The organism is Chelativorans sp. YIM 93263 (assembly GCF_028767125.1).
GTDB lineage: Bacteria > Pseudomonadota > Alphaproteobacteria > Rhizobiales > Rhizobiaceae > Chelativorans.
The window spans coordinates 1-19,420 of record NZ_JAKCWP010000005.1; the positions used below are offsets into that span (position 1 = coordinate 1).

The window sequence follows — 19,420 nt, forward strand, 5'->3', positions numbered from 1 at the left end:
GGACTGGACTTGCGTCCGCAAGGTAAAGGAGGGCGAAATCTGCATCGATCTGTTCGGCTTCCTGACCACAGAGCCGAACAGCATTGTTGCGCCCATTCACCCGAAGGCGATGCCTGTGGTCCTTACCGAGTCGGATGAGATCGAGACCTGGCTGACAGCGCCCTGGGAGGAAGCAAAGGCGCTGCAACGTCCCCTGCCCGACGATCGGCTGATGATCGTCGATGCACCGGCTGTGCCTGAAGAAGAGCCGGCGCAGGCAAACCTTTTCTGAGCATTGCACCGGTCAGAAGGGTCGGTTTCAATGTCGGGGGCGTGCCCTGGTCTTCGACGGGACAGTTCGCAAACTTGTTCCTTTCTCTTTGCGGCAACGGGGGGCGTTTTCGGCGGCCAAGGTCGACTCACGGCCTGCCCTTTTCTGATCAACATACGCCTTGTTCTCCCGCTCAGCGGAACTCAGGAACTGTCGCCAATCGATCATGGGCAATTCTCCTTCGACAAAGGAATGCGACGGAAGCAAGCCTGTTCCAAAATCCAATCAACTTAGAATAGCTTGTACGTCTGATGACACTCCGGTGTGTCAGGAACGATTCCCAGCATCCACTAATTAAGCCGCCGTAGAGTCTGATGTGCGAGGATGCCGTGTCCAAGTGGCGGCAAATCAGGGAGTGGCGGAAAAACACCTGCGCCATCCTCTTTCAAGGGGATCCGCGAGGACCGATCTGCGGCCGAGTTCGGATCCACCCGGGAGAAATTGGCGATGAATGCGCGAAGGTACGAAAAGCGCCCTGCCCGCGAAGGGGTCTGGCAGGTCGTTTACACCTCTACCGGCCAGATCGTTACGATGGACGGCAATCCACTCGATGGCCTCGATAAACGCGAAGCCATCGAAGTGATCGCCCTTCTGGATGAAGGCGAGCTGGTGCCCGATCCCTCTGATGGGCCGTAAAGGGCAGTGATCTCGTTCTGATCGCGCTTGAGTGTGGGGAATTTGACATTCCTTTCGGTAAGGTACACGCTCCCACACACTGAATTCGTGGGAGAGAGGATTCGTGGACCCTTGCGGCGGGTGGCACGATCCGGAAAACGATGAAACAGTCCAATGCAGCCTGGCGTACTCTTCTACCGGTTGTGCTGTCACTCACCCTGATATTGCGGCATTGGCCGACATGCGGATGTGGGTTGCGGTCAGTGATTTGAAGCGGCGCACATGCCCATCCGACAATTGCGGTGTCGTGGGGAAGTTCTTTTTCCAGGAATCTGTCTTTGTTTATGAGACTGAGAACGGATGGTCTCGGGTCTCCGCGTCCAAACCGGCCGGCTGCTACGCGGGCGAAGCTGCGTATGTCGAAACAGGGCGCTCGAACTGCACACGGGACAACGGCATCATCCAAGGTCAATTTTCCGAATGGGTGCAGTCGGAATTCCTAGCGGATGAAAAGCCTGACGCACCGCTGGACATGCATGGATAACTGCGCGCCGGCAGCGACACTCTGAGACACGAAGATTAGCAAAGTGCCCTTGTACGTTATCTGCTCCGCAGAGGGAGCAGAGTGCATCGAGCCGATGAACCTGGTATGCCGACACTAGGGCGTGGGCGCAGCACAACAGTGGCTTCGAGCAGGTCTATAATTCAAACTGAGACACCACCGGTAAGCCGTCAGCTTGCATTGATTGTCCTCTTCCAGAGAGAGAGTTCTGTCGCCCACAAAAAAGACGGTAAGACCAGTGGAGCGTTTTAAGGAGCGGCTTCGCCAAAGAATCGTGCCTTCGCTGCTTCAAAGAATCGTGCCTTGGCTGCATCGTTGCCAGAAGTGACCGCTACAGAACGAGCTGCGTGAGGTTGATCCAAGCTGCCATTGCGTTTGTACAGCCTATCCCACGTTCGAATTTCACGCTTGCGAATCCACCGAATTCTAACCCTAGCAAGCGTCGGTATCCTTACGCGCAGCTTTGTCCGCCAGTTCAAACGCTTAGGGCCAAACCCGTCCACGAGCACAATCTCAAAATTTCCGTCCGGATCAGTTCTTCTGACAAGTAGGTTATTTGGATTCAGGTCGTAAACGAGGACTGCCTGCTTCTCTGCCCACGAAAGTACATCAAGGCATGTTCTTAGTGCTTTCTGCAGGGATATATTGTTATTTGCGATATGAAAGGCAATAGGTTGACTTGGCTCGCCATTAAAGTCAAAAATTCTCTCAAACATAAGTCCTTTTCCATGAATAGTGTCCTCCCATCCAATAATTTTCGGAAAAAAAGGGGTATCTACGTGGCGAACTTTATTTAAATACCATTCCTCTATTTCGTTTCGGTCTGGCTTATCATCTATTTTCAAAACCTTTACAACAACGCCAGCATTATCTGGGTGGAGGTATACCCTTCTCTCAACGCCTTCCCCTATCAATTCGGCAAGCTCTATCATATGACACTCAGCAGCCATTGAACCTGCACTAAAGCTACCTCACAGGTTACACGCTGCCAACCGAAGTCGCCAATTTCTTCGACTGGATGATCGACGATGTTACGGCGGCCTAATTGATCGATCGATGAAGTTGTCGAGGCGATCACGGATACCGCGCATGTCCTGCCCGATGTCGCCTATGGCTTTCATGATCTGGTCTGTTGATTCCCAGTGGCCCGCCTTGGAAACATATGCTTCAGCCACGTGCGCTGATACTGCGCCAGTTCCTCGCGCGCCGTGCTGGCAAGCGCCGCGGCTGCATCAGCCTTGATTTTGGCGTCATCGGTCTTCCGATAGGCTGATACTTTCGCCTCGTTCACCTTGCGCTCGATACGCCACCAGATAGCAAATGCGGCGATAATTCGAGCATCGTGCCGTCATTGGACCAGTGCCATCGAAGAACAGGTCGCGTTCCTTCTTGCGCCTGCCTTCGATCTGGGGCGGCCTGCGCCAGTCCATGAAGGTCTTACGCGCGCGCGCAATATCGCCAGCCTTGAAGTGCTTGACCCCGACGCCCGCTTGATGGAGCCCGTATTCCAGTGGAACGAAACCGCCGCGGCGAACTGCGCATTGTGAGCGGGTGATCCTTGAAAACCTCGCGCACCTGCTCCGCATAGTTCGTCAGCGCCCACACATAGATGTCCATGCAGTGCTGGACCGACTGCGGCTCGCGGATATAGCGCTCGACGCGGTGTCCGGTGGCGTTCGTCATGCCGACGCACCAGGTCAGAACACCGGCGCTGTCCTTGTATGTCTGGCTCACAAGCGCCTCATGCGCGGCGACTTCCATCGCCACGTCGCAATTGACGCGCATAGCGTTTCCTCTTGATTTTCGCGTTAGGTCAAAGGCTCAGCGCCCGCGGAAGCATTGGCTCCGCCGATTGCTTAGATAATCGTATTGAGATTAGATCGCGCGGGGACGAGGAACGCCGGGGGCACAGATGCAAATTCGAGATGGAGTGTTAGCTCGAGTATTATCTGGTGCTTCCATTGTAATGCGCTATTACCGGAAACATAGTCGTATCCCGAATCTCACAACACCCAACACCTTCAGCGAAAAGGTATGTGCCGCAAAGCTAAGATGGCGCGACCCCCGCCTCTCTCATTTTGTTGATAAGGTCGCCGCCAAAGATATCGTCAGGCGCGTCCTTGGCGAAGAGTGGGTAATCCCGACGCTCTATAGTGGACCATCCCTACCCCCGTTGCATGAAAGAGACTGGCCCCTCCCCTTTGTGATCAAGGCAAATCATGGGAGCGGCTGGAATCTGTTCATTCGATCAGAAGCGGAATGCGACTGGGGCAGCATTGAAGCGCAATCAGCCTCCTGGCTGCGACGCAAATATGGGCGGTACTCAGGCGAAACGCCGTATAGTTATGTGGACCCGCAAATCCTGATAGAGCCCTTAATCGAAGATAACCCCAACGATTACAAGATCTTCGTTTTTGGTGGAAAAGCCGAATATATACAGGTGGATACGGATCGCTTCTCGGTTCACCGACGGACCTTTTTTGACCGGCAGTGGAATAGACAGGCATTCGAATTTCGCTACCCGCTCGACGATCGTGAGATACCGGCACCAGTTCATCTAACGAAAATGTTGAACGCTGCAGAGGAGCTGGCCAGGGGCTTCCCTTTCGTCAGGGTCGATTTTTATGAGGTCGGTTCCCACCCATATTTCGGGGAGATAACCCTCTTCCCTGAAAGCGGTGATGTGCGCTTCACTCCCCATGCCGTCGAGCAACACATGGGAGATCTGTGGCCGGACCATCCGGACGGCGCTCCTTGTCCGGCAGTTGTGGCACTAAACAAAGTTTAGGCTCTTGGCCGGCGTTTAATACAGCCTTGCCTCGCGAGATCGCGCCCGGCGCCTTGGGTTCTCTGGTGATTTGCTTCAGGCTATCGATGCTATCCCTCATCCTCGCCGGCGGTCCTCAACAGAGCTGATATTCTAAAAATAGATACCCGCCGCCCCTTGGTGAAGCGGTGGGCAAGCCACTGCCCGAGTGCGGAACAAAAGAGCGCATCGCGGTGTTTTGACCCGCAAAGCACCAGCGGCGAGCGGGTGTCTACTATACTAGTGACGTGTCCTATCGGCGCCCGCTCGCTGCGCACATGCAAGCGGAACAAACTCGGGCAAAACGGATTCTACACCTGAGAACGGTAGTAGGGGCGCGCCTCCATATGCACCCCGCAGACCGGCCCGGCTTCCGCCCTCCATAGCCGGGCCGGTTCTTCTGTAGCTCGCTCCAGCTCGGCAGTTTCGAATTCTTGCGATAGCCCCGTGGCCGGTATCTGACTATCATGCCTCTCGAAGGAGGATGTGACGTGACGGACGAGAAGGTCGAACGCGCAGCAAAGGCGCTGTACGAAGCCGAGCCGGGGCACGACTGGACGGAAGCAGATGTGTCGACCAGGCAATACTGGCGTACAGTCGTTCGGATGGCCGGGCTAGACGAAGCTCCTGAGGCGCCGTTACCTCCAAATCTGCCGGGTGTGACGTTCCACTGAGGCACAGCGATCGCCATCTCGGTGCTGCTCCTGACGACCATCATAGCTACCGCAATGATGGCACCAGACACCTCCTCCTCCAGTGCGTCGAGGGAAACGCTTCGACGCCAGGTTGCAAGTGTGCTATGGTTCGTAAATCGCTGGGCAGTAAAAGACGACCAGCGATTGAGAGTTCGTTCGATCCGCGAGAAGATTTGAGTACTCCCGTCCAGTTTGGAGTAGCGGCATGTCTTCAGCAGATATCAAATCCCCTCAAAGCGACCCGCAGGACGCTCAACCAAGCCTCGAAGAGACCGGTGAAAGCGCGCGGAAAGTCGAAGAAGTACTCGATTCCGGGCGAGGCTTGACCATTTGGTCGGTCACGGTGGTGAGCATCATCATCACCTCGATCCTCTTTGTGATCGCGACATACTTTTGGTGACCTCACCAACCCGGCCGCCCCCCGAAGCAGGGGGGAACGCCAATGCGGCCTCGCGTTTGCATCTACACCAACGGCGCATTTGCTCATTCTATCTCACGCGCAGCGCTGGCGATCAGAGATTTCACCTGGGCATGGATTTGCGGTTCCAGTGTGACTGGTCGGCTGCGGCTTCATGCTCCACCAGCCGTCCCGCGCTCAGGGCTTGCATCAATCATTTCCACTACCGCCTCTGCAACCCGACCGCTCGGGGTCGGCTTCGCAAAATATAGATCGAAAAGGTGCTTGTGCTTGTCGGCTGGCTTTAGATGAGCCGATATCACGACAACCCTCACTCCCGATCGCTCCTCTTTTACGGTCCGCGCCACATCGAAACCATCGTGATCGCCAGGCATCGATAAATCCGTCACGACAATGTCTATGCGAACAGTGGACCTCAGAACGTCGATTGCCTCATCGGCGCTCCCGGCCTCTATCACCTGGCACCCCCGCTGACTGAGTTCTGCCTCAACTTTCTCGGTAGGTCGATCACCCAGGCCGAACTTGGGGCTCCCTCCTCAGATATCAGTTCCCTCTGCGAGGGTCAGCGCATCTCCTATGTCCACTCCAAGATTACGTTACAGTGTTCTCGATTTTGGCCAAGCAGGATTTGCATTGCTCGAAGGTTGCCGGTCCCCTTATAGGGCTGCGGTGGCTCCGTCGAACCAGACGAGATCGGAGGCGCGAACCTCGGCATCCCGCTGAATGATCGTGCGTTCATCGCCGGCCTTACCGCCCTCATAGAAGTCGCCGGCGACATTCTCGGTGCCATTGGAATTGTCGGGGTTATAGCTGGCATAGGCCCCGGTCGCGGTGACGATTCCGACGAGAGTGCTGGGTTCAAGCGTACCGGTCACGCTGGCATCCAGAACGCCGGAACCCGGCTGCGAAAGCCGTTGGCCTCTGATACGAGGAAATTGGCCGTGCGCTTGCCTTCGGTAAGAGTTGCCATGGATTAGGCCTCCTTCTTGATCTGGACACCGGCAGACGCGGACACGCTGTCGTTCCACGCTCTGGCCCCGTCATTGGACTGAATGCTGCCCGTGGAGCGCAGCGGATCGGACTTGCCGCCCTTTTCCGCTTCCTCCGTGATCAGGTCGAAAGTCGCGTCGATGTAGACCTCGGTTTGTCCTTCACGGCGTCCTCCCCGCGCTTGGCCACGACGACGGCCTTGCGGATATCGTGATCGGATACGCCTTCGGTCATAACATCGACGGCGATCTTCTTGGCCTTGGTCACAAGGCTGGCACGGTCCTGCCCCCTGACGTCGAGCGCCTTGTCGTCAAGAACCTTTTTCTTCAGGTCCTCGATCTCGGCTTCCTTCTTCGCCAGATCCTTGTCCTTCGCGTCGAGCGCTTTCTTGTGAGCCGTTTCGGCTTTGGAAAGCTTCGTCTGGGCGTCCGCGACGTCCTTCTGAAGCTTGTCGATTACCTGGGCGCCGGCGTCGGTGGTCTCAACCGACAGGTCGTCGACCAGCACAGTACGGAGTTTATCGGTCATAGACCGGGTTCCTTTCTCGATTTCATCACCGATTTCAGTTGAGAACCGCCCCTCGCCATGGTGACGACGGCGAGGTGGTTCATTCGGAGATTCTTCTGGATGGCGTCGTAATCGTCGCCGTCGGGCGTCGTGCCGCTGTCGAAATGAGCTCGGCGGAATAGCCCATGGAGAGCTCTCGTTTGCCATTTTCAACCGCATCAATGGCCTTCGAACCCATCAGGACTAGCGGGACGCGGACGAACTCGCCGTCGCGGACCACATCACCGCCGGTCTGCCCGATGGCGTAATCTTTCCAGTTGTCCGCGGTGACCACCTGATCGGGATGGTCAAGCGTAACAGGCCGGTGGGCGTAGGTATTGAAAGAGTCGGTGCTGAAAACCTCGGTTCCAGGTCGATAAACACGCACCTGGGACGGTCTGGCTTTCCGACCTCCCAGCCAGCGTAAACCTGAATGCCCGTCCGAGCTACGCGGGCGTCGGCCACAAGGTATCCGTCGCTGGTTCGGCGCAAGCCGTCCAATGTTATCTTGTCCACAAACATGATGGAGCCCTAGCTGAGGTTATGGTCGTGATGACCCCGCTCGAAACAAGTCGGGAACGTTTTCGTCCTTGGCCGATTGTGGGTGTCAGTTCACCATGGAGACCGAAGATGACTGATCCCAGAGATCACCTGCTGTCCTGGTTAAAGGATGCACACGCGGCCGAAGAGCAGGCCGTCACCATGCTCAGCAAATTGGCAGGGCGTATCGAAAACTACCCCGAACTGAAAGCGCGTATTGAACAGCATGTGGACGAGACCCGGCGGCAGAGCACGCGTGTCGAGGAGTGCCTTGTAAAACTGGGTTCGGATTCCTCGGCGCTGAAGGATGCTGGCACGAAGCTTATGGGTCTGGGCCAAGGTCTGAGCGGTATCTTCACCAGCGATGAGGTCGCCAAGGGGGTCCTTGCCAGCTATGCCTTCGAGCATATGGAGATTGCCAGCTACCGCATGCTGATTGCAGCCGCCAAGCAGGTCGGCGAACCGGAAGTCCAGCGCGTCTGCGAGGAAATTCTGCAGGAAGAAGTGGCCATGGCGAAGTGGCTAGAGGATAATCTGGACAGCATCACGCAGAAGTTCTTCGCCCGGGAGGCAACCGAGGCGACCGCGAAACATTAGGTAGCAACCGTCTGCAGAATGCTGGTCGTTTAAGCGCCGCCAGTGGCGTCCGGCATTGGCAACGAACGAGCCAGCTTTCAAGCCAACGACATACCGATGGAACGCGTCTTAAATCCGGCATGGCACCGTGCCCGGCGTGGAATCATGCATCTTTCCTGCCGGCGCGGGATCGTGCCGCCCGCAGATCAACTTCATCCTCTTCCTGCTCGGCAAGGCTGCCGTATTTTTCAATAGCCGTGTCCAGCCCGGCAGCGAGCCGTCCTCGGAGAGCGTGTTGACGAGCGTATCGGACAGTGCCTCGATCGGCATGAGCGGCTGTTCCTGCCCCTTGCCAGTCAACGTCCGGGCCGCATCTGCTTTGGCCTTGAAGATTTCAGCCTTATCCTTATGGCTTATCTGCCATAGAGCCGGAGCAAACCACAGATCGTCAGGATACTGGCCAAGGGCCGAACGCACCGTGAAGGCAAACAGGCGCTCCAGCGGGGACGCAGGGTCAGTTCCTGCTCGGCGCCGATGCGCTGATAATATTTCTTTTCGTCACCCTCGCCCGTTGCATTCGTGCCCTGCGGCGTGCGCTTGTCTGGCTGGAGCGCCTGCGGACGGCCGCCATTGCTAACCGCACCAGCCTTCTTTTTACTGCTGGTCAAGAAACCTGTCCTCGGAGAAGATGGGGCCAGCAAGAAATCTTTAGTGCGGGGGAACAATCTTTGGCAAATCAGCACCTTTTGGAGCGCATTGAGGCCGTCCGGCAGCAACTCCTGTCCGGTTATGCTGCTGGTAGAACGATGTCCTCAGCATCGAAAGGCCGCGAGCGAGAAGCGTTCATAGACGATTTTCTGAAGAACGTCTTCCCGCCCATCTATCGCTTTGGAACCGGGGACGCGACAGATCGCTCAGGATTGCGGTCTGGCCAACTTGATGTAGTGATCGAATACCCCTTTGGTCCTTCATTGCCTGCGGCCGGCATAAGCGACGTGCGTCTTTATCTTGCAGAATCGGTAGCGGCGGTTGTGGAGGTCAAATCTGACCTCCAGGCACAATGGAACGAAGTCATTTCGACTGCACGCCAGCTTCGCCCGATTAAACGGCATCTGGGAACTAGCATGATCGTGGGCGAACCTCCTCCAGCTTACATCCCGCTAATCGCAGTCGGCTTCCAGGGTTGGAAGAGGAGCGATACAGCGGTTCGGCACCTGGAGGAGCGCGCAGATGTCGCGGTACTTGTGATCGAAGAGAACATCTTCGCGGTAGACGACAAAATGGCGAAATCGTCTCAGACTCGGAACATGCGCTCTGGAGCATGATCTCATATATTTATTGGACGATCAGTAGCCTGCAGTCATCTGTCAGCGAGCCCATGGCGTACCTAGCCTCGCAACCCATCGATCTAAGTTCCTTTTCAACAAGTGCTACTCTGAAATCAGAAGACGACACGAGCGAATAGGCCGAGACCGAAAACGCGCGGACAACTCCACTTTTTATCGCGTGGCTTCGAGCCTGCTCGCCTTAACTGTCTTTTAACGCCGGAGGTGGGGAAACTCCGACCATGCGGGATAACATCTATCGGTTCCGGCGCATCAAATGGGGTGAGCCAAAGAGACTTAAGGTGCTAGCAGAGGACCTTGCGCCAAGAAAGCGCCCTTACGCCTTTGCTGGGGTGGTCTGCGCAGTTTTCATCGCCACCTTTGGCGCGGTCTACCTTATCGCCTAAGGCACTTCTGTCTCGCTTCGAGCCTGCCAGGAAAGTTCCTACACGTTGCAGTCGTCCGCCGCCCGCAAGGTCCTGCAGAACTGTTCTATCTCGGTTTCGCTTAACGTGATGGAATACCGCTGAGTGGATTTCGGCGTGTAGATGTCGTTCGCGAGGAACGAAATAACGACCTGCCTATCCGATTTCACGCTGATATCTGATGCATCCAGGCTACCGCTGAAGAGTGTCTTAGCGATGCCCGCCCGCTTGCCTGGTTGGACTTGAAGCTTCATCACCTACCTCGTTTTGGTGTAGCGTTCATCCACCAAAAGACTGAAGCAAGTTACATGCCACAGCTAGCAGGTCCAATTCTGTTTCAGAATGGGAAACTCCGCATCGCAAGCGCCGTAATGAGACAGCTACGCGACCTGCTGCTTGCGCTTCTTCGCCTCCCGCTGCGTCGGCGCTGTTTGTCAGTGAGCGCCATTGATTAATCTCGCTTCCTGCCGAGTTTTCGTGTACAAAAACCTATGTCCATTGCACGCCAGATCAGACGGGTCGAGCCCGAGCCGAAGAATCCTGTGAAGGCATTACGCAAAGGCGTTGGCGGCCGCCCGAAAAACGGATGATCCCAAGGTCGCCTTTACCCTCCGCATGGAGCGCAGCGAGCTTGAGCGATGGCAGACTGATCCTGTTGGCGCGCCCGGATGGTTGACGCGCTGAGGGCGGCGAAGGTTTGAGGTCAGCCTGCGTCGGGTAAGATCAGAAAACTTCTCCCAGACGCCTTCCCTCTTGAAATCGTCGGCTTCGAAGTAGCCATCGCTCACGGGATGGCACACATGCGGCCCGGTGCATGAGTTGTAGACGATGAGCCGGTGGTGGAAATCCCCCATCTCGACATCAGCATCGGTGATCTCGCTGATCGGCTTCCATGCCGCGATGTCCTGCTTGTCAGTGAGCACCATGTCTGGTTACCTTTTGTTTTCACAGGGAGGTGGGCCAGACTACGCCAAGAATCAACAATGCAGCTAATTTCCATTCTATTGTTCATGGTCATTCTGCCAGTCATTTCGATCGTGCAGGATACAATCTTCGGCACTACCGATCTGATGGCTTCCATCGGGAAATGGTTTGTTTACTGGGGCGTTGGGTGGAGGCTGGCCACAGCCGGAGTTCATCAACTACTCAAGCCATCATTTACGGCGAAAGATATCTTCGAGATAGACGACCCAAATGCCGGCAAGCTCGTCCTAGAGATCGGGTTCGGAAACCTCGCCATCGGCATTGCGGCAATTGCGAGTTTATACATTCCTGAATGGATCGCCGGCTTGGCATTGGCCGGCGCAATCTTCTACGCCCTTGCAGGCATACAGCATGTGAGAAACGGGGCCTCAACCAGACCCGAAATCTTCGCGATGGTTTCTAACCTCGGAATTGCTGCGATCCTGATCGCCTATCTATTCTGGCTGGCTGTATGATCGGTCCCTCACCTAGGGGCAGCGAATTGCCGCCGCCCCGCAAGCTCTAAGCCGCCTCTCGCTTCCGCCTCCTCGCCTCCCGCTGGCGCCGGCGCTCATTACGCTTCTGAGCCCATGAGAAACCAGCCTCGTCCACCTCGACGCACTCCCGGCATCTACGCGGGTGATGCACCGGAAGCCGAACTGGAAGAGGTTCTGCGCCGCGCCTTTCTGCCAACTGACTTCATGACGCTGAACCTCAATACGCTACTTTTGGAGATCGATGGCCGCCGCGTTCTGCTGGAAGCGGGCGCTGGGACCACGATGGGACCAAACGGCCGCCTGTTCGACAATCTCAGGGCAACTGGAGTGTCTCCCGAGGATATCGACCTGGTTGTGATCTCGCATACCCATCCCGACCACGTCGGGAACTTGCGAAGCACCGATGGCGGCAGGGCCTTCCCGCGGGCAACCACCATGGCACCGAGCGCGGACTGGGCGTTTTTCGTCGAAGGCGAGCCGGACCTCTCCTACATGCCGGTGCCCGAAGAGTTCCGGCGGCGTTTTGCTGCCAACATCAAGCAAAGTGTCGAGCCTGTCGCTCAGGGCATCGAACTCTACGAGGCCGGCGCGGAGATCCTGCCTGGCCTGACGACGATCGCTGCGTCTGGCCATACACCGGGAATGGCGACATTCCTCGTCCATTCCGGTGGAGATCAACTACTGCTGACAGCCGATCTCGCGTACCACCCATTGGTCAACATCGACCGGCTCTGGCGTCCCGGACCAGACCGCGATCAGGAGGCGGCCGCCACAACGCGCCAGCGAATCTTCGATCAGGCAGCAGCCGATCGGATGCTCGTCCTCGGCTTTCACTATCCCTTCCCAGGCCTCGGACGGATCCTGCGCACCGATACCGGCTACTCGTGGGTCCCCGCCGGCTGGCAGTTCTGACCGCGTGTCAGAAAAGTGAACTCGATGCAAAATGATCCCACGAAGATCGCCGCAACTTTCTCGGCGCGGCGGGCATGGCAGCCCTCGCCTTGTCGGTCACCGGCTATCTCATGCTGATGTGGCTCGGCAACGATGCGGCCGGTCTTGCCATGGTCGTCGCCGGCTTCTCTCTGGCCTATCTGGGTCTCGGCACGATCGCGGCACTCGGAACGGACCTCGTGGTCGGGTCTGCGCCGGCGGGAAAGGCAGGTTCGGCTTCGGCCATGTTCGAGACCGTGCAGGATCTGGGCGCCTCACTGGGCATCGCCTTACTTGGCAGCTTGGCAACCGCTGTCTATCGCCAGAAGATGCAAGACCGGAATACCGGTTGAACTATCGCCAGAGGCGCGGACGTCGGTCGGAAACAGCCTGTGGGCAGCATCCGCGATCGCGCAAGAACTACCAGGAACCTGCCGGAGGAAGCACAGTCCGCATTCATTGCCGGCACAATGCCGCTGCCGCACTCAGCGCTGTCGTTGTTGCGGTTTTCGCTATGCTGGCGGCCGTGGCGCTGCGGGGAATCCCACCTCGTCATTCTCCAATCCCAGGGATCCTAACAGGCAGATCCGGGACCGGCCAGGATTGAGTTGGTTTCCGGGGGCATTGTCCGAAGCCGCTGCAGCTCTCTGTGATGACCTCAATTTGGACCGCTATAGCCCTCTCGAAGTAGCCCCGAGTTTCGTTGAAGAGGAGTTGCGCATCCGGCATCTACGCTTCCGGCAAGAGGCGGAAAGCGACCATGATCTTGGAGCTTACCCGATCCATGGGTGCCTCGGCCAGCGGCAGCGTTCTAGGATTAGGAGATTTCCGTTTCGGGCGAGCGCCAGAAGCCCTAGAAGAATGTCTCCGATTGTTCTGCTGCCAGTCGCCGGTTCAGTACCGCGCGATCAAGATGAACAAGCGTCCCAGGCAACGCAGACGAAAAGCAAGCCTTGGGCGCATTGCCATGATGTGGCCGAGGTGATGTCCCACCGCTCCGGAGAAACGGAAGATTCACTCGTCGCGGACCTCGCCGCGCGGCTGGTTCACGCTTCGCGAAAATCGGATCGCTGTCCCGATCCGACCGACTTGTCAAAGTATAACCGGCTGATGGAAATCGAGGCCGAACCTGGTTCGCGCGAAATAGGGAATAGGTTCATAACGTTTGAGGCAACAAATACGCACCGAACTCGCCTGTGTGCACATGGGGCGGCGGTGAGAGTGGTGCATCGGTCAACAGGTGGCACACAGCGAGGCGGCCCGAACGCGAATGCCACGCGTCAACGTTTCTCGAGAGCTTTGATAAGTGCGTTGAACGTCCCGCCAAGGGCAACAAGCGCTGACGCTCCCAAAAGTACAGGGGTCAACAAGAACATGAACCCCCCGGGTCGTCGGCGAAGATCACAAGAGGGTTTGCCCCTGCCGGCGGGTGGGTCACACGCAACACAGACATCATACCAATGGAAATGCCGACGGCGAGTGCAACAGCCCACCACTCGTTGGGGAGTGCCATGCGCATCGCCAACCCTATGAAAGCTGCAACGATGTGGCCGCCAATGACATTGGCGGGCTGAGAAAACGGACTGGCGGGCGCACAAAACAGCAGTACGCAACTTGCTCCAAATGGCGCCATGATCAGTGGACTTTTGCTGAGATAGCTTAATGCCCCCACGAGCCCGATAGCCACCGCTCCACCGAGGCCTGCGGCAAGGGAAGTTGTGAAAGGTTGGCGCGGCAACTGGCGCTGAAGCAGCTTCACGAAAAACATGGAGCAAGCTCAATCTTGATGTGGAATGGAGATGGTCAACACGTGGCCCGCTGCGCGTGATATGCAGGGCGCAAATTGACGGTTTCGTTTTTCACGACCTAGAGAAAGTGACCATGAGTCCCGATGATCGACGTCTCCGGCGACGACTTGCGTCGTACACGTGCCGCAGTTCCCTGACCGGCAGTCTGACATCACCGCGAATCCAGCTTGCAATAAGGCATCAAGAGCAGTCTGTTCAGCAGCGACCTGGACTGTAGCGCCGATGTCAGCGATATGTATGGAAAAGGGGCGATCCCCGTCCGAAACCTGCTGCCCAAACCGCTCGCAATGGATGCGCGCGGGATCCAGACCCACAGCGGAAACTTGAGCGATGACATCCTTGATCAGCAGCTCCGGGCCACAGACATAGACACGCGTTTCAGTGGGACCCGTCTCCAGAATATTCTGGATGTTCATCCGGCGCACAGAGCTTTCATGCACTCTGAGGTTATCAGGAAAAGCGGCTTCCAGCTCATCAACATAGGCTGCATCCGATCTGGAGCGAACGCTATAGTGCAATTGAAACGGTCGACCCGCCCGATACAGCTCCCACGCCATCGTCCTGATCGGGGTGATGCCTATGCCGCCGGCAATTAAGATCACGGGAGAAAGGTCGTCCCGGAGCGAGAAATCGTTCTGGGGCATGGAGCAATTGATCCGGGTTCCGATCTGGTAGATGTCATGGATGGCGCGAGAACCTTCGCCTTGGATAAGAACCGCAATTTCATATGAGCTGTGCCTGGGGCCTGTCCCGGCTATTGAGTATGACCGCCACACCGTCCCGCCTTCGACCGCGACGGGGACCTTTAGATGCGCGCCGGCCGTGACTTTTGGCAGCCTTTCGTTTTCTAGGGGGCCAAGCTCATATGCTCTGATACGTGGCGTAAGCTGCCGGACACCAGTGATAATCAGCGGGAGCGGGCCATCACCAATAGTGGCTGGTGAAAGGGCCTGCCTTGTCACTTTCGCCTCGTTGAGATCTGCTTCCTGATCGCGGCGCGCGCGGATCTCCTCCTCTGTGAAGCGCGGCACGATGTGCTGTGGACAGTTCCAGTCGAAGGCTTCGATTTTTATCAGGAATCCCCGCTCGACCCGGGCGCCATAGTCATTGTCCTGCAGGCGGGCTAGAGCGTCCTGACCTTGATCAGGTTGAACAACACGGACGCGTCCGAGGATTTTGAGACGCCGCCGGGCGGGATAGTCCACAAAGATCAGGGAGACCCGGTCATCAGTCACGAAATTGCCGGTGCTGACATATTGGCGATTACCGCTGTAGTCGGCAAAACCCAGTGTCATTGCGTCTAACACCTTTAGGAAGCCTTTTGGTCCTCCTCGATGCTGAACATAGGGCCAACCAGAACTGGAAACTGACGCCATATAGAAGCTGTCACGCTCTGAAAGAAATTCCTGCTCAATCGGCCCCAACCTGTCATTTGCAGGCGCATTCGGCTCCTCGAAAAGCTCATAGCTGCCGCGAGAGCCGTGGCGAACCTGTAGGGCCTGAACCTGGTCGGTGAACATCAGTTGTGAAAATCGATGTGCCATAGCAAAATCGTCCGAAGAAGGAGGAGCGCGGACGCACTCAATCGTCCGCGCTGTTCTTCAGGCTACCTTTGAAAGCAGGCTGACTTCAGGGAAATCGATCTCCACCCGGGTCGATTTCCCAAGCATGTTGGTAAAAAGGTTTAGCGCCACATGAGCCACAACCTCGAGGACTTCCTCTTCGGATAGCTCGGCGCGAGCTGCATCAAACTCGGCGGTTGAGACAGCGCCCATGCTCGCTACCAGAGCCTTTGCATAGGTCACGGCAGCAGCAGCCTTGCGCTCGCAGGACGCGCCACGACGGGCCGCATCGATTTCATCGTCGGTCAAGCCAACTGACCGGGCAATAGCAGTATGAGCGGAAACGCAATACTGACAGCTATTTTGCTCGGCAACTGCCAGAGCTATTCGCTCGCGTGTTTCAATATCGAGCGCCCCCCGTCCCGCAACTGTGTAAAGGCCGAGGAAACCTTCGAGCGCCACAGGTGCATTGGCGAGTACCTGAATGAAATTCGGGACGGAGCCTAGTTGCTGCTCGACAGCCTTGAGCAGTGGTTTCGCGGCATCCGGTGCAGCGTTGCGATCAAGGGGTGGTATACGGGACATTGGTGCGCCTCATGGTGTGTTATCTACCCTCGCACCTTGCCCTAGGCTTCGTCGCGCGATAATCCAGATGCTAGGAAATTCATTATTGCGAAAAGAGCAATAAATTGGATTGTCTTGAGGACTGCGGGCATTCGTCCTCATCAGCGAAACGGGAAGTTTCGCAGCATCGGCGCGTCGGCTGCACGTATCACCCACCGCGGTGACGCGAGCGATTTCGGGACTGGAAGCACGTTTACAGACTGCGCTTCTCCATCGAACAACACGCGCTGTTACCCTCACTGATGAGGGTGCGGTGTTTCTGCCACGCGCTCGACGCATTATTGAGGAGGTCACCCAGGCAGAAGCCGAGATTCTCGGTAAATCGGTGGAGCCCAGCGGCCTGTTGACGATCACCGCCCCGGTTCTTTACGGGCGCATGCACGTCATGCCAATCATCGCCTGCCTCTGCGCCCGTTACCCCAAGCTTCGCGTCCGCGCACTTCTCCTCGACCGGGTTGTCAACCTGGCCGAGGAAGGGATCGACATAGCCATTCGTATCGGAACACTTCCGGATTCAGCACTCGTATCTGTCACAATTGGACACGTTCGGCAGGTGCTAGCGGCGAGCCCCTCCTATCTCACTAGGCGGGGAAAACCTGAGAACGTTCAGGATCTAAAAGGGCATAATATCGTCGCTTTCAGCGGCCTCGGATCCCTCAACGAATGGCGGTTTGCCGATGGCTCCGTCAGTTCGCGTATCGACCCTGTTCTTGAGGTAAACACTGCCGATGCTGCAATCGAAGCGGTTCGGGCGGGGATGGGGATTGGTCGCTTTTTGTCTTATCAGGTTCATGACGACGTCGAGGCGGGGAGGCTCATTGTCGTCCTTCCTGATTATGATCCAGTCCCGGTCCCTGTAAGTTTAGTTTTTCCCTCCAGCAGACGGAATTCCAGTGCCGTGCGCGCTTTCATTGAAGCAGCGAAATCAGCTACTGCGCCAGAAACACGGCGCATGTAAGCTTCTTACCTCAGAAAGAAAGCTTATGGCGACTAGGGGCCGGCCCCGCAAACGACCGAAGAAGTCACGTCTCTTTTCTTCTCCGCATTCGAAAAGGCGTTCGCTGATCAGGCGCAGGAAGAATAAAACAAACTGGGGATTTTGGAAGCGCCGGACGCGAAAGCCGATGCATACCACACAGGCATTGGTGATCGCGGCCACCGTGCCTGTGATGCGGATCTCGCCCACATCCTTCACGCCGAGGGGATCTCACCGGTGGTGACTGGCAATCGTTCAGAAGCTCTTGAAGAAATGTCCTCGCTGATGTAAGTGCGTACACATCTTTGAACCGTGAGACAATCACGATTTCCCGTTCGAAGATCAATGGCTTAGCGGCCGCCGGAGGACATCGTCCCTCCTCCGCTACCAAAATACCCCAACCCGGAACTAACCTTCTTTGATGTCAGTCTGCTCTCACACCAGTCTGACACCAGAGGTGGAACTGTCGGCACAATGGGAAGTGGCAAAGGCGCTTCAACGTCCGCTTCCTGACAACAAGCTTACGATTATCGACGCTCCGGCAGTGCCTGAAGAAGAGCCGGCACAGGGATCGCTTCTATAGAGTCGTCGCGGCTATTTCCGTCGAAGCGATCTGTTCTGCCTCAATTCTGATCGAAGGAGTTTCAGCTCACGCCGCAAACTTTCGATTTCCCGCGAGCCTGCGACCTCCCCGTCACGCGCCTCCGCCTCCTGACCTATGAAGAAGGTCGCGAAGGTTCCGGTGATGTAGCTGAATACAGCAAGACCATATATGGCAAGCAGGAAAGCAAGTGCGCGTCCTTCGGCGGTGACCGGCCAGAACGCAGACCCCATGGTCGAAACCAGCATTGCAGTCCACCAAAGGGCATCTGCGTACGACGTGAACCCGCCTTCCACTTCGCGCGCAGGCTCAAATGCAAGCATGCCTGCCGCCCCTAGGATCACGACGAGTGTCGTGGCGAGGAGCACATAGCCCACGCCTCGGCGACGGAAACTCTTTCCAAGTGCGTTGAGGCCGCGGTTTGCAGTCCCGACGATACGCACGAGGCGCAGCCCTCGTGCCAATCTGAGAAAGCGAAGTGCGCTGAGGAAACGGAATGCCGGTGCTATCAGCGCGATAACGGTGATGAGATTGGTTCTGAGAAAGCGGCGCTTGTTTGGCGCTAGTGTGAGGCGAAGCACAAACTCTAGTATGAAGATGATCCAGATCGCGGTGCCAAGAAGTTCAAATACGCCCGAACTCGTCCAGACCAGTTCAAGGAAGACGAGCACCAGCCAGACGAACGAAAGAGCCAGCATCGGCGCGTGCAGCCATTCTTCCAGATCGGTGAGAACCTTCCAGCGATCCTCTTCATCGGACTGGTGCTCTCTGGAGCGTGCATTCCGTGATCCGGTGGTCACCTGCCCACCTCACATGCGCCCACCGCATTTACCGGCTCGCCACTTGCAGCTCTCAACGGGAGTTGCCTTAACTGGTCTTCTGCCATGGCCACCTTCCCTCGATCTCAACTTCGAGCGAGAAGCTCAGGAATGTTCTGATCAGCACGATCCCACCGAGAACGGCGAGGCTTTGGAGCGTCGGATCAATCGCCACGGTGTTGATGATGTCTGCCGCAACCAGGAACTCCAGCCCCAGAAGGATCGCCCGACCAACACCCGACCTGTACGAGCGAAAGCCTTCGCTGGATGCATCGCCGGCGAGGCGGCGATGCAAATATGTTGCGGTAGCCCAGATGATTCCGACGACAATGACGAGTACGCCGGCGATTTCGATGGCGCGCGTCGTCCAATGAAGCAGCACGGCGAACGCGGTATCCATGAAGCCCACTAATCTGCTTGGTCGATCTGAGCGCCTCCGCTCTTCAGATCATCGATCATGCCCTTCCCGAACCCTTCGATCTGCTCAACTTCGTCCCAGCTCTTGAACGGGCGTTCGCGCATGACGTCCTTGGCCCTATCCGACCCGACCATCGGCAAATCCGCGATCACATCTTCAGGTGCGGTATTGAGATCAACAATCCGGTTCTCGTGATGAGTTTCGCCGTGAGCCCTCGGCTCGTCCTGACCTGGATGATTGTGTTCGAACTTGTCGGCCATTTGCACGTTCTCCCTGCAGACTAGATCGCTGGCCGAACAAAGGCCGGGCAGAAATGGTTCCGGAGCACGGCATTGTCCAAGTGGCGGCAAACCAGGGAATGGCGAAAGAGGAATCCGTCGGCGGCCTTGATGAGTCGAATGTCCACCACACCCGA

Annotated in this window: 24 protein-coding genes and 6 pseudogenes; 14 read left to right on the forward strand and 16 right to left on the reverse strand. The window is 56.9% G+C overall.

Annotated features, from left to right (window positions below; genetic code table 11):
- The 3 genes and pseudogenes from LY631_RS11435 to LY631_RS11445 all read left to right on the forward strand — a co-directional run.
- Positions 1-271, forward strand: a pseudogene (locus tag LY631_RS11435) (SOS response-associated peptidase); the annotation flags it as partial.
- A 486-nt stretch (positions 272-757) separates the two neighbouring features.
- The gene (locus tag LY631_RS11440) at positions 758-946 is read left to right on the forward strand and encodes a hypothetical protein (protein WP_274425504.1); all 189 of its coding nucleotides are present in this window, start codon (positions 758-760) and stop codon (positions 944-946) included.
- Positions 947-1,049: 103 nt separating this feature from the next.
- On the forward strand, positions 1,050-1,469 hold the full coding sequence (locus LY631_RS11445) for a hypothetical protein (protein WP_274425505.1): 420 nt from the start codon (positions 1,050-1,052) through the stop codon (positions 1,467-1,469).
- A gap of 266 nt (positions 1,470-1,735) precedes the next feature.
- On the opposite strand, the gene LY631_RS11450 is transcribed toward LY631_RS11445, so the two are convergent.
- Together LY631_RS11450 and LY631_RS11455 are read right to left on the reverse strand one after the other, a co-directional pair.
- Complete coding sequence (locus LY631_RS11450) at positions 1,736-2,419, reverse strand: YrbL family protein (protein WP_274425507.1); 684 nt, start codon at positions 2,417-2,419, stop codon at positions 1,736-1,738.
- Positions 2,420-2,924: 505 nt separating this feature from the next.
- Complete coding sequence (locus LY631_RS11455; protein WP_274425508.1) at positions 2,925-3,272, reverse strand: hypothetical protein; 348 nt, start codon at positions 3,270-3,272, stop codon at positions 2,925-2,927.
- Positions 3,273-3,399: 127 nt separating this feature from the next.
- Here LY631_RS11455 and LY631_RS11460 point away from each other — a divergent pair, with 127 nt between their 5' ends.
- From LY631_RS11460 to LY631_RS11470, 3 genes are all read left to right on the forward strand, one after another.
- Complete coding sequence (locus LY631_RS11460; RefSeq protein WP_274425509.1) at positions 3,400-4,275, forward strand: ATP-grasp fold amidoligase family protein; 876 nt, start codon at positions 3,400-3,402, stop codon at positions 4,273-4,275.
- A gap of 509 nt (positions 4,276-4,784) precedes the next feature.
- The gene (locus tag LY631_RS11465) at positions 4,785-4,967 is read left to right on the forward strand and encodes a hypothetical protein (RefSeq protein WP_274425510.1); all 183 of its coding nucleotides are present in this window, start codon (positions 4,785-4,787) and stop codon (positions 4,965-4,967) included.
- 226 nt (positions 4,968-5,193) lie between these two features.
- Complete coding sequence (locus LY631_RS11470; RefSeq protein WP_274425511.1) at positions 5,194-5,388, forward strand: hypothetical protein; 195 nt, start codon at positions 5,194-5,196, stop codon at positions 5,386-5,388.
- A gap of 170 nt (positions 5,389-5,558) precedes the next feature.
- Here LY631_RS11470 and LY631_RS20475 read toward each other — a convergent pair whose 3' ends face one another.
- From LY631_RS20475 to LY631_RS11490, 4 genes and pseudogenes are all read right to left on the reverse strand, one after another.
- Positions 5,559-5,921: a response regulator gene (locus tag LY631_RS20475; RefSeq protein ID WP_445082880.1), complete on the reverse strand. Its 363-nt coding sequence runs from the start codon at positions 5,919-5,921 to the stop codon at positions 5,559-5,561.
- 141 nt (positions 5,922-6,062) lie between these two features.
- The gene (locus tag LY631_RS11475; RefSeq protein ID WP_274425512.1) at positions 6,063-6,281 is read right to left on the reverse strand and encodes a head decoration protein; all 219 of its coding nucleotides are present in this window, start codon (positions 6,279-6,281) and stop codon (positions 6,063-6,065) included.
- A 235-nt stretch (positions 6,282-6,516) separates the two neighbouring features.
- A complete protein-coding gene (locus LY631_RS11480; RefSeq protein ID WP_274425514.1) occupies positions 6,517-6,924 on the reverse strand; it encodes a hypothetical protein in 408 nt (135 codons plus the stop codon).
- Positions 6,921-7,330, reverse strand: a pseudogene (locus tag LY631_RS11490) (DUF2213 domain-containing protein). Before LY631_RS11490 ends, LY631_RS11480 begins: the two are co-directional and overlap by 4 nt.
- Before the next feature lie 242 nt (positions 7,331-7,572).
- Between LY631_RS11490 and LY631_RS11495 the strand changes: the two are divergent.
- Positions 7,573-8,079 (forward strand): ferritin-like domain-containing protein, encoded by a 507-nt coding sequence (locus LY631_RS11495; RefSeq protein WP_274425517.1) that lies wholly within the window; start codon positions 7,573-7,575, stop codon positions 8,077-8,079.
- A 108-nt stretch (positions 8,080-8,187) separates the two neighbouring features.
- On the opposite strand, the gene LY631_RS11500 is transcribed toward LY631_RS11495, so the two are convergent.
- Both LY631_RS11500 and LY631_RS11505 read right to left on the reverse strand, forming a co-directional pair.
- A complete protein-coding gene (locus tag LY631_RS11500) occupies positions 8,188-8,388 on the reverse strand; it encodes a hypothetical protein (protein ID WP_274425518.1) in 201 nt (66 codons plus the stop codon).
- 83 nt (positions 8,389-8,471) lie between these two features.
- Entirely contained in the window at positions 8,472-8,726 is a 255-nt protein-coding gene (locus LY631_RS11505; RefSeq protein ID WP_274425519.1) for a hypothetical protein, read from the reverse strand.
- 60 nt (positions 8,727-8,786) lie between these two features.
- Between LY631_RS11505 and LY631_RS11510 the strand changes: the two genes are divergently transcribed.
- On the forward strand, positions 8,787-9,383 hold the full coding sequence (locus LY631_RS11510) for a DUF6602 domain-containing protein (RefSeq protein WP_274425520.1): 597 nt from the start codon (positions 8,787-8,789) through the stop codon (positions 9,381-9,383).
- Positions 9,384-9,828: 445 nt separating this feature from the next.
- Here LY631_RS11510 and LY631_RS11515 read toward each other — a convergent pair whose 3' ends face one another.
- Together LY631_RS11515 and LY631_RS11520 are read right to left on the reverse strand one after the other, a co-directional pair.
- A complete protein-coding gene (locus LY631_RS11515) occupies positions 9,829-10,062 on the reverse strand; it encodes a hypothetical protein (RefSeq protein WP_274425521.1) in 234 nt (77 codons plus the stop codon).
- Positions 10,063-10,359: 297 nt separating this feature from the next.
- Positions 10,360-10,734, reverse strand: coding sequence for a hypothetical protein (locus LY631_RS11520; protein WP_274425522.1), 375 nt, complete (start codon positions 10,732-10,734; stop codon positions 10,360-10,362).
- A gap of 57 nt (positions 10,735-10,791) precedes the next feature.
- On the opposite strand from LY631_RS11520, the gene LY631_RS11525 reads away from it, so the two are divergent.
- The 4 genes and pseudogenes from LY631_RS11525 to eno all read left to right on the forward strand — a co-directional run.
- Complete coding sequence (locus LY631_RS11525; protein WP_274425523.1) at positions 10,792-11,247, forward strand: hypothetical protein; 456 nt, start codon at positions 10,792-10,794, stop codon at positions 11,245-11,247.
- A 147-nt stretch (positions 11,248-11,394) separates the two neighbouring features.
- Positions 11,395-12,180, forward strand: a pseudogene (locus tag LY631_RS11530) (MBL fold metallo-hydrolase); the annotation flags it as partial.
- Between the two features lie 71 nt (positions 12,181-12,251).
- Positions 12,252-12,551, forward strand: a pseudogene (locus tag LY631_RS11535) (MFS transporter); the annotation flags it as partial.
- Positions 12,552-13,182: 631 nt separating this feature from the next.
- A pseudogene (gene eno, locus LY631_RS20480) lies at positions 13,183-13,326 on the forward strand (phosphopyruvate hydratase); the annotation flags it as partial.
- A gap of 235 nt (positions 13,327-13,561) precedes the next feature.
- On the opposite strand, the gene LY631_RS11540 reads toward eno, so the two are convergent.
- Genes LY631_RS11540 through LY631_RS11550 form a run of 3 tightly spaced genes read right to left on the reverse strand, consistent with a single transcriptional unit; the run spans position 13,562 to position 16,153 of the window.
- On the reverse strand, positions 13,562-13,966 hold the full coding sequence (locus LY631_RS11540; protein ID WP_274425525.1) for an HPP family protein: 405 nt from the start codon (positions 13,964-13,966) through the stop codon (positions 13,562-13,564).
- Positions 13,967-13,975: 9 nt separating this feature from the next.
- On the reverse strand, positions 13,976-15,550 hold the full coding sequence (locus LY631_RS11545) for a 2Fe-2S iron-sulfur cluster-binding protein (protein WP_274425527.1): 1,575 nt from the start codon (positions 15,548-15,550) through the stop codon (positions 13,976-13,978).
- Positions 15,551-15,607: 57 nt separating this feature from the next.
- On the reverse strand, positions 15,608-16,153 hold the full coding sequence (locus tag LY631_RS11550) for a carboxymuconolactone decarboxylase family protein (protein WP_274425529.1): 546 nt from the start codon (positions 16,151-16,153) through the stop codon (positions 15,608-15,610).
- A gap of 121 nt (positions 16,154-16,274) precedes the next feature.
- On the opposite strand from LY631_RS11550, the pseudogene LY631_RS20485 reads away from it, so the two are divergent.
- Both LY631_RS20485 and LY631_RS11555 read left to right on the forward strand, forming a co-directional pair.
- Positions 16,275-16,430: pseudogene (locus LY631_RS20485) on the forward strand (helix-turn-helix domain-containing protein); the annotation flags it as partial.
- A gap of 15 nt (positions 16,431-16,445) precedes the next feature.
- The gene (locus LY631_RS11555; RefSeq protein WP_274425530.1) at positions 16,446-17,150 is read left to right on the forward strand and encodes a LysR substrate-binding domain-containing protein; all 705 of its coding nucleotides are present in this window, start codon (positions 16,446-16,448) and stop codon (positions 17,148-17,150) included.
- A 612-nt stretch (positions 17,151-17,762) separates the two neighbouring features.
- Here LY631_RS11555 and LY631_RS11560 read toward each other — a convergent pair.
- The 3 genes from LY631_RS11560 to LY631_RS11570 form a co-directional block, all read right to left on the reverse strand.
- Entirely contained in the window at positions 17,763-18,569 is an 807-nt protein-coding gene (locus LY631_RS11560; protein ID WP_274425531.1) for an ion transporter, read from the reverse strand.
- Positions 18,570-18,636: 67 nt separating this feature from the next.
- Entirely contained in the window at positions 18,637-18,987 is a 351-nt protein-coding gene (locus tag LY631_RS11565; RefSeq protein WP_274425532.1) for a DUF1622 domain-containing protein, read from the reverse strand.
- Between the two features lie 8 nt (positions 18,988-18,995).
- On the reverse strand, positions 18,996-19,265 hold the full coding sequence (locus LY631_RS11570; protein WP_274425533.1) for a ComEA family DNA-binding protein: 270 nt from the start codon (positions 19,263-19,265) through the stop codon (positions 18,996-18,998).
- Positions 19,266-19,420 lie beyond the last annotated feature (155 nt).

Coding starts and splice junctions, on each gene's coding strand:
- LY631_RS11545 (WP_274425527.1), bottom strand. CDS start 15,550: ATGGCACATCGATTTTCACAACTGATGTTCACCGACCAGGTTCAGGCC.
- LY631_RS11550 (WP_274425529.1), bottom strand. CDS start 16,153: ATGTCCCGTATACCACCCCTTGATCGCAACGCTGCACCGGATGCCGCG.
- LY631_RS11455 (WP_274425508.1), bottom strand. CDS start 3,272: ATGCGCGTCAATTGCGACGTGGCGATGGAAGTCGCCGCGCATGAGGCG.
- LY631_RS11520 (WP_274425522.1), bottom strand. CDS start 10,734: ATGGTGCTCACTGACAAGCAGGACATCGCGGCATGGAAGCCGATCAGC.
- LY631_RS11470 (WP_274425511.1), top strand. CDS start 5,194: ATGTCTTCAGCAGATATCAAATCCCCTCAAAGCGACCCGCAGGACGCT.
- LY631_RS11515 (WP_274425521.1), bottom strand. CDS start 10,062: ATGAAGCTTCAAGTCCAACCAGGCAAGCGGGCGGGCATCGCTAAGACA.
- LY631_RS11525 (WP_274425523.1), top strand. CDS start 10,792: ATGCAGCTAATTTCCATTCTATTGTTCATGGTCATTCTGCCAGTCATT.
- LY631_RS11480 (WP_274425514.1), bottom strand. CDS start 6,924: ATGACCGATAAACTCCGTACTGTGCTGGTCGACGACCTGTCGGTTGAG.
- LY631_RS11540 (WP_274425525.1), bottom strand. CDS start 13,966: ATGTTTTTCGTGAAGCTGCTTCAGCGCCAGTTGCCGCGCCAACCTTTC.
- LY631_RS11450 (WP_274425507.1), bottom strand. CDS start 2,419: ATGATAGAGCTTGCCGAATTGATAGGGGAAGGCGTTGAGAGAAGGGTA.
- LY631_RS11460 (WP_274425509.1), top strand. CDS start 3,400: ATGCAAATTCGAGATGGAGTGTTAGCTCGAGTATTATCTGGTGCTTCC.
- LY631_RS11440 (WP_274425504.1), top strand. CDS start 758: ATGAATGCGCGAAGGTACGAAAAGCGCCCTGCCCGCGAAGGGGTCTGG.
- LY631_RS11495 (WP_274425517.1), top strand. CDS start 7,573: ATGACTGATCCCAGAGATCACCTGCTGTCCTGGTTAAAGGATGCACAC.
- LY631_RS11500 (WP_274425518.1), bottom strand. CDS start 8,388: ATGCCGATCGAGGCACTGTCCGATACGCTCGTCAACACGCTCTCCGAG.
- LY631_RS11565 (WP_274425532.1), bottom strand. CDS start 18,987: ATGGATACCGCGTTCGCCGTGCTGCTTCATTGGACGACGCGCGCCATC.
- LY631_RS11570 (WP_274425533.1), bottom strand. CDS start 19,265: ATGGCCGACAAGTTCGAACACAATCATCCAGGTCAGGACGAGCCGAGG.